Origin of the sequence: Janthinobacterium sp. BJB401, assembly GCF_013372745.1 — a bacterium.
GTDB classification, from domain to species: domain Bacteria; phylum Pseudomonadota; class Gammaproteobacteria; order Burkholderiales; family Burkholderiaceae_D; genus Janthinobacterium; species Janthinobacterium rivuli.
Genome location: NZ_JABXFH010000005.1, coordinates 170303 through 177860, shown reverse-complemented (window position 1 = coordinate 177860; position 7558 = coordinate 170303). Strand labels below are relative to the sequence as shown.

General features: G+C 61.9%; 7 protein-coding genes and 1 riboswitch. All 7 genes read left to right on the top strand.

Going from position 1 to position 7558, the window contains the following annotated elements; all coding sequences use genetic code 11:
- The first annotated feature begins 353 nt into the window (after positions 1–353).
- The 7 genes from cobT (at position 354) to cobO (ending at position 7555) form a co-directional block, all read left to right on the top strand.
- The gene (gene cobT, locus HWE17_RS06005; protein ID WP_176388141.1) at positions 354–1394 is read left to right on the top strand and encodes a nicotinate-nucleotide--dimethylbenzimidazole phosphoribosyltransferase; all 1041 of its coding nucleotides are present in this window, start codon (positions 354–356) and stop codon (positions 1392–1394) included.
- Positions 1395–1398: 4 nt separating this feature from the next.
- Positions 1399–2205 (top strand): adenosylcobinamide-GDP ribazoletransferase, encoded by an 807-nt coding sequence (locus HWE17_RS06000; RefSeq protein WP_176388140.1) that lies wholly within the window; start codon positions 1399–1401, stop codon positions 2203–2205.
- Between the two features lie 6 nt (positions 2206–2211).
- On the top strand, positions 2212–2766 hold the full coding sequence (locus tag HWE17_RS05995; RefSeq protein WP_176388139.1) for a histidine phosphatase family protein: 555 nt from the start codon (positions 2212–2214) through the stop codon (positions 2764–2766).
- 44 nt (positions 2767–2810) lie between these two features.
- Positions 2811–3053, top strand: a riboswitch (cobalamin riboswitch).
- Positions 3054–3062: 9 nt separating this feature from the next.
- Entirely contained in the window at positions 3063–5042 is a 1980-nt protein-coding gene (locus tag HWE17_RS05990) for a TonB-dependent receptor (RefSeq protein ID WP_255206128.1), read from the top strand.
- A gap of 88 nt (positions 5043–5130) precedes the next feature.
- The gene (locus HWE17_RS05985) at positions 5131–6156 is read left to right on the top strand and encodes an iron ABC transporter permease (protein ID WP_176388138.1); all 1026 of its coding nucleotides are present in this window, start codon (positions 5131–5133) and stop codon (positions 6154–6156) included.
- Complete coding sequence (locus HWE17_RS05980) at positions 6153–6926, top strand: ABC transporter ATP-binding protein (protein WP_176388137.1); 774 nt, start codon at positions 6153–6155, stop codon at positions 6924–6926. The genes HWE17_RS05985 and HWE17_RS05980 overlap by 4 nt, the downstream gene beginning before the upstream one ends.
- Entirely contained in the window at positions 6923–7555 is a 633-nt protein-coding gene (cobO, locus tag HWE17_RS05975) for a cob(I)yrinic acid a,c-diamide adenosyltransferase (RefSeq protein ID WP_176388136.1), read from the top strand. Before HWE17_RS05980 ends, cobO begins: the two co-directional genes overlap by 4 nt.
- Positions 7556–7558 lie beyond the last annotated feature (3 nt).

Genomic DNA, 7558 nt, shown 5'->3' with positions numbered 1-7558 from the left:
CATTTGATATTTTAAGTTAGACGTCAATCCGAAGATTGACGCTGCACTTACATCAAATGCCCACACTTATCGACTGTTAATTGTTAAAGAACTGTATTCGGTTACTGCTTTCGCGCTATCGACAAAGCGTTGTGTTTGTCAGCTGCGAAGAAGGAAGAGTATGAAGCATTTCGCTAAATCCGTCAACTCCTTCTTTTCTCTCGTCTCACTCGGCATTTGCATGCGTCGTTCAGCGAGGGGGCGAATTATAGCCCTGGCCCGAACTCCCCGCAAGCGCTAATTTGCATCTGGGCAAATATTGCTGTGTGATATCGTAGTGCCGACCATACCCTGCCTCATCCATATAGATTCCCATGCCTATCCCACACATTACATCTACCGCCAATCCCGCCCTGGCCAGCGCACTCGAACACGCCATCAATAGCAAGACCAAGCCGCTGGGCAGCCTCGGCATGCTGGAAACCCTGGCCCATCAGATCGGGCTGATCCAGCAAGGCACGCAACTGGCATTGCACCAGCCTGCCATCATCGTTTTCGCGGCCGATCATGGCGTCGTCGCCGAAGGCATTTCCGCTTATCCGCAAAGCGTGACCTGGCAAATGGTGGAGAACTTCCTCGGCAACGGCGCCGCCATCAATGTCTTCGCCCGCCAGGCAGATTGCGCCCTCTATATAGTAGACGCTGGCGTGAACCATGATTTCGGCCCGCGCGACGGCTTGCTTGACCGCAAGCAAGCCCCCGGCACCCGCAACTTCGCCCAGGAACCTGCCATGAGCCAGGAACAATGCCTGGCCGCCATGCAGGCGGGCATGGACCTGGTCGCCACCCTGGATGGCAATGTGCTGGGCTTTGGCGAAATGGGTATCGGCAACACCACCGCTGCCGCGGCACTGATGCACAAGCTGACGGGCACGCCCGTCGCCGATTGCGTGGGCGCCGGCACCGGCTTGTCGAAAGATGGCGTGTTGCATAAACAACGAGTGATCGAAGCGGCCGCTGCCCATCACGCTGCAGTCAATGAGCCGCTCGACGTGCTGGCCACCTTTGGCGGCTTCGAAATCGCCATGATGGCCGGCGCCATGCTCAAGGCAGCCGAACGGCGCATGATTCTGCTGATCGACGGCTTCATCGTCAGCAGCGCCCTGCTGGTGGCGGCCCGTCTGCAGCCGGCCATCCTCGATTACTGCGTGTTTTCGCACTGCTCCGATGAAAACGGCCATCGCCAGTTGCTGGCCAGCTTGGGAGCGCGTCCGCTGCTGCACCTCGATTTGCGCCTCGGCGAAGGCACGGGTTCGGCGCTGGCCTTGCCGCTGCTGCACGCGGCCGTCAACTTCATGCGCGAGATGGCGACGTTTGCCTCGGCCCAGGTCAGCGAAAAGTCCACACCAGACTAAGACGATGACCAATCCCGTTTCCGCCGCCATCCACCAGTGCCGATTGTTCTTCATCGCGCTGCAGTTCTTCACGCGCCTGCCGATACCGCGCTGGGTGGGTTTCGAGCCGGCCTGGCTGCAGCACGCCTCGCGCTACTTTCCACTGGTCGGCGTGGTGGTGGCGGCCATCAGTGGCGCCGTGTATCTGGTGGCCAGCTGGCTCCTGCCTTCGGCGGTGGCCGTGCTGCTGGCCGTCGCCGCCGGCATCTACCTGACGGGCGCCTTCCATGAAGACGGTTTTGCCGACATGTGCGACGGTTTCGGCGGCGGCATGACGCGCGAGCGGGTGCTGGAAATCATGAAGGATTCGCGCATCGGCGCGTATGGCGCCATCGGCATCCTCTGCCTGCTGGCGATCAAGTGTGCGGCGCTCGCTTCACTGCCGCCTGCAAAGGTGGTAGCGACATTATTCATCGCCCACCCGCTCTCGCGCCTGGCCGCCGTGTCGCTGATCTGGCTCATGGACTACGCGCGCGACGAAGGCAAGGCCAAACCGATGGCGCAGGAGATGACGACGGGAGAATTCATCATCGCCGCTACCTGCGCCCTGTTGCCCGCCATCGCCTGCGGCCTGCTGGGCATATTTGACTGGGCCACGCTGGTCTTTGCCGTCGTGGCGGCGGCAGCTGCCGCATTCTGGCTGGGCCGCAAATGCCAGCGCCGCCTGCAAGGCTACACGGGCGACTGCCTGGGCGCCGTGCAGCAGGTGGCGGAAGTGGCGATTTACCTGGCCATCCTGTCCAGCTTTCAACCTCCATTGCGCTTCTACTAAACAAGCATGCGCCTGATCCTCGTTCGCCACCCCACGCCGCAAGTCACCAGCGGCACCTGCTATGGCCGCAGCGACGTGGCGGTGGCGCCGCACGAAATGGCCACGGTGCGCGCCAGCCTGCAAGCGACTTTGCCGGCCGGCGTGCCGCTCTACGCCAGTCCGCTGCGCCGCTGCGCCGGCCTGGCGACAGCCTTGGCGCAAGACCTGCCTTCCAGCGCCCTGCGCCTTGACGCGCGGCTGGCCGAGATGGATTTCGGCGCGTGGGAAATGCAGCCCTGGCACGCGATTGCGCGCGCGGACATCGATGCCTGGGCGGCCGACCTGGCCTGGTACCGCCCCGGCGGAGGCGAGAATGTGCTGGCGATGGCCACCCGTGTCGATGCGTTTTTAGGCGATCTGTTGCGCGAACAACACGAAACGGCCATCCTCATCTGCCATGCGGGCACCATCCGCCTGCTGTCGGCACTGCAAGCCCGGCTGCCATTGGAGGAAGCGGCTCTGCTGGCCGCCCGTTCCGCCCATAAAATCGCCTACGGTGCGACGGTCGTCGTCGATTTCTGATATCGAATCGTCCAGCCAGCCATTTCAGTCCACGCCTGCTGCACGTATAATGGCGGGGTTTTGGTGCCCGCGTTCATGTCCATGAGCGCAGTTAAACGGGAAACACGATGCCGCAGTCGCGGCGAACGTGTGCTGCCCCCGCAACGGTAAGCAAGTGTCGCCCCTCGCAACAGGAAGCGGGCGACAAGCTATCTCTGACAACCACTGTGCTTGCAATCATCGAGCATGGGAAGGTGGGATAGCCGCACTTGCCAGCCCGGATACCGGCCAGGACAGGTGGAAGTGTGCGAACGGGGATGTTCGCGATCCGAATGGCCCATGGCCATCTTCGATCGTCATCTTCAGTTCCCACTTCTGTTCAATCTGGCCTACGGGGACGTCGGCTGGTTGCATATTACTTACTGAAAACTATCATGACCCATGCTGTTTCCCGCCACGCGGCGCTCACGTCGCTCGCGCTAGCCATTGCCGCGCCTGCCGCTTTCGCCCAAGCCACGCCGGACACCTTCGATCCCATCGTCGTTACCGCCAACCGTTACCCGCAGCACCTGAGCGAAGTATTGAGCGATACGCAGACCATCAGCTCGGAAGACATCGCGCGCTCGGGCGCCGGTACGCTGATCGATCTGCTGCAAAAGCAGCGCGGCATTGAAGTCAATCGCTATGGCGGCCCAGGCACCGATTCGAGCGTATTCATCCGCGGCGCGAACAGCAACCAGAATATCGTGCTGGTCGATGGTGTACGTATCGGCTCCGCCACATCTGGCACTGCCAGCTGGAGCGCCCTGCCGCTGTCAAGCATCGACCACGTTGAAATCGTCTACGGCCCACTGAGCACCATGTATGGCGCCGATGCCGTCGGCGGCGTGATCCAGATCTTTACCAAGAAAGGCGACGGCGCGACGCGCTTTTCCGCCTTCGCCGGCTACGGCCGCGACAACACCCGCCAGCTGGAAGCCAGCGTTGCCGGCTCAACCGGTGGCAACAACAGTTTCAGCTACGCGCTGACTGCGGGCAAGGAAAAATCGGATGGATATTCCGCCACCAAACCTGGTAATTTTTCCTATAACGGCGATAAAGACGGCTACGACAAGGAAAGCGTCAGCGGCCAGTTTGGCTACCAGATGGCCAAGGGACATGACGTCGGCCTGGTTTTCCTGAACAGCAAACTGGATGCACAATACGATGCGGGCTTGAACTTCGACGCGCGCAACGACAAGAAGCAGGAAAGCATTTCGGTCTTCACGAAGAACCAGTTCTTGCCGAACTGGACCAGCGAGCTGCGCTACGCAGAATCGAAAGACAAACTGACCGCAGTATCCGCCGCAGGCACCTCCGGCAGAAGCCAGTTCGACACCAAGCAAACTGACATCAGCTGGCAAAACGATATTCTCCTCGGCCGCGACACCCTGCAACTGCTGGGTGAATACCGTGACGAAGACGTCGTGAGCTCGCTCGAAGGCCTGTCCGGCGGACGCAATACAAAGTCTTTCGCGGCATCGTACAACCTGGTGCGCGGCGCTCACCTGGCCAGCATCAGCGGCCGTCGCGACGACAGCTCGGTGTACGGGACGCACAACACGGGCAGCGTCGCCTATGGCTACCGTTTCAGCAACGCTTTGCGCGCCAGCGCCAGCTATGGCACCAGCTTCCGCGCACCGACCTTCAACGATCTGTACTACCCTGATTTTGGCATCCCCACGAACAAGCCAGAAAAAGGCCGCAATGCTGAAATTGGATTGCACTACAACGACGGCCAATCGCAACTGAGCGCGACCTACTATCATAACAAGATTACCGATATGATCAACTACGTAGCGGCTTGCCCAGTTATTGGCTGGAAACCAGGCTATGGCTGCAGCACGAATGTCGACAAAGCTCTGCTCGAAGGCGTGACACTGGCTGGCGCGCATAAATTCGGTGCCTTCAACGTCAGCGGCAATATCGACCTGCAAGATCCGCGCAATGAATCGCTCGACAAGCAACTGGTGCTCCGCGCGAAAAAACACGCCAATTTCGCTGTCGATTACACGACCGGTCGCTTGACCGCCGGTACGGAATGGCAGTTGTCGGGCAAACGTTTTACAGATCCCGCCAACACAAGCACCCTCGGTGGCTATGGCTTGCTGAATCTGTACACCACCTACCAGTTCGCGCGTGACTGGTCGCTGCTGGCACGCTGGAACAACATCACCAACAAAGACTATGAACTGAGCCGTTTCTATGCGACGCCACGCTCGAACCTCTTCGTTGGCGTACGCTACGGCATGAAATAAGCACGTAGTAATGATGTAAGCTGCGGGCGATGGCATGCCGCCGTCGCCCGCAGATGCAGTTCTGCAGTCCCCGTTTTTAAGGCAGTACATGCACCCATTTTTCCGCAATATGCGCCACCGCGCCACCGTGATCCTCACGGTGCTGATCGTGTGCGCGATTGCCAGCCTGATTTTCTCCGGCATGATCGGTTCGATCGCGATCCCGCTCGCCGACCTGCCTTCCGCCCTGCTCCATGTCGTGCAGGGCAAGGCCGACACTCTCGCCGCCACCTTGCTTGACCTGCGCCTGGGCCGCGCGCTGACCGCCTTTGTCACCGGCGCGGCGCTGTCGCTGGCCGGCGTCATGATGCAGGCGCTGCTGCGCAATCCCCTGGCCGACCCGTACGTGCTGGGCATTTCCGCCGGCGCCTCCGTCGGCGCACTGGCCGCGTTGCTGTTCATGTGCGCGCTGTGGGTGGTCGATGCGGCCGCCTTTGCCGGCGCCGCCGGCGTATCGATGCTGCTGTACTTTTTTGCCCGGCGCGACCTGCGCGGCGGCACGGCTGCCGAAGGCGGCGCCTCGCTTTTGCTGCTGACGGGCGTGATCCTGGCCTCGGCCTGCATGGCCATCGTCACCCTGATGCTCTCGATTGCCCCGGAAAGCCGCCTGCGCAGCATGGTGTTCTGGATGATCGGCGACCTGTCCGGCGCACCGGCGCGGCTGATGCCATGGCTGGTCCTGGCCGGCGCCCTGGTCTTCGCCTTGCGCTGCGCGCGCTCGCTGAACGTCATGGCGCTGCATGCGGAAGCGGCCAGCACCCTGGGCGTGCGCGTGGGCGCGCTGCGCAAGGGCCTGTTCTTCTGCTCCGGCCTGCTCACGGCCAGCGCCGTCACCAGCGCCGGCAGCGTGGGTTTCGTCGGCCTGATCGTGCCGCATGCGCTGCGCTTTGCCTGCGGTCCCGATCATCGCCTGCTGATTCCCGCTGCCGCGCTGGCCGGCGGCACCTTCCTCGTGCTGGCCGATACCTTGGCGCGCACCGTGCTGGCGCCATTGCAGTTGCCCGTCGGCGTGGTAACAGCCATGATCGGTGCGCCCGTCTTCCTGTACCAATTGCACCGCTTACGCCGAACATGATCCGCACCTACCAACTCGGCCTGAAGGCGGACACGCGCTGCCTCGTGGAAAACCTCATCTGGCACATCAGGGATGGTGAATGCTGGAGCGTTATCGGCCGCAATGGCGCCGGCAAAAGCACCTTGCTGCGCACCCTGGCCGGCTTGCGCGAACCGGATACGGGCCACGTGACGATACAGGGCCGCGCCCTGATCGACTGGCCGCTCGACGCACTGGCGCGCGAACGGGCTTTCCTGGCGCAGGCGCGCCACGACGCGTTCTCGTACCGCGTCATCGAAACCGTGCTGTCGGCGCGCCACCCGTATCACGACAACCATTACTGGGAAGGCAGCGACGACCAGCGCATCGCCCTGGCGGCGCTGGCCTCGATGGAAGTGGAACACCTGGCCGAACGCGACGTGCGCAGCCTGTCCGGCGGCGAGCGCCAGCGCGTGGCGATCGCCGCCATGCTGGCGCAGGATACGCCCTTGCTGCTGCTCGATGAACCTGCCAACGCGCTCGACCTGGCGCACCAGGTCAGCGTCATGGGCCTGCTGGCTAAGCTGTGCCGCGAACAGAATAAAACCGTGGTGATGGTGGGGCATGACCTGAACCTGGCGCACAGCGTCTCGACCCATGCGCTGCTGCTGATGGGCGACGGCGGCTGGCTGGCCGGTCCTGTGGCCGACGTGATGCAGGCGTCCATCCTGGGCGACTACCTGGGCCACCCGATCGAGATCATCGAGCACGGCAAACGCAAGATATTCATACCAAAAGAGGATCAACAATGAACGATAACAAACCCGTCGACGCGGACACCGCCGCCATCAACGAGCGCCACCGCGTGCGCATGGAACGCAAAAAAGCCATCATCGACGCGGCCATCGCCAAGGCCGACAAGGAAATCGGCATCATCATCGTCAACACGGGCAATGGCAAGGGCAAGAGTTCGAGCGGCTTCGGCATGGCCATCCGCGCCATGGGCCACGGCATGAAAGTGGGCGTGGTGCAGTTCATCAAGGGCGCCATGTCGACGGGCGAAGAAAAATTCCTGCGCCGCTTCCCCGACGAAATCAGTTTTCATGCGATGGGCGAAGGCTATACCTGGGAAACGCAGAACCGCGAGCGCGACATCGAAAAGGCCGAACTGGCCTGGGAACAGGCGAAGACCTTCCTGGCCGACCCAAGCTACGGCCTGGTGCTGTTCGACGAACTCAATATCGCGCTCAAGTACAACTATCTCGACGTGCATAAAATCATCGCCGACCTGCTGGAACGCCCGGCCATGCAGCACGTGGTCATCACGGGCCGTGGCGCGCCGGACGAACTGATCGCGATCGCCGACACGGTCACCGAAATGGCCGTCGTCAAGCATGCGTATGCGGCCGGCATCGGCGCACAAATCGGCACCGAGTGGTAACAG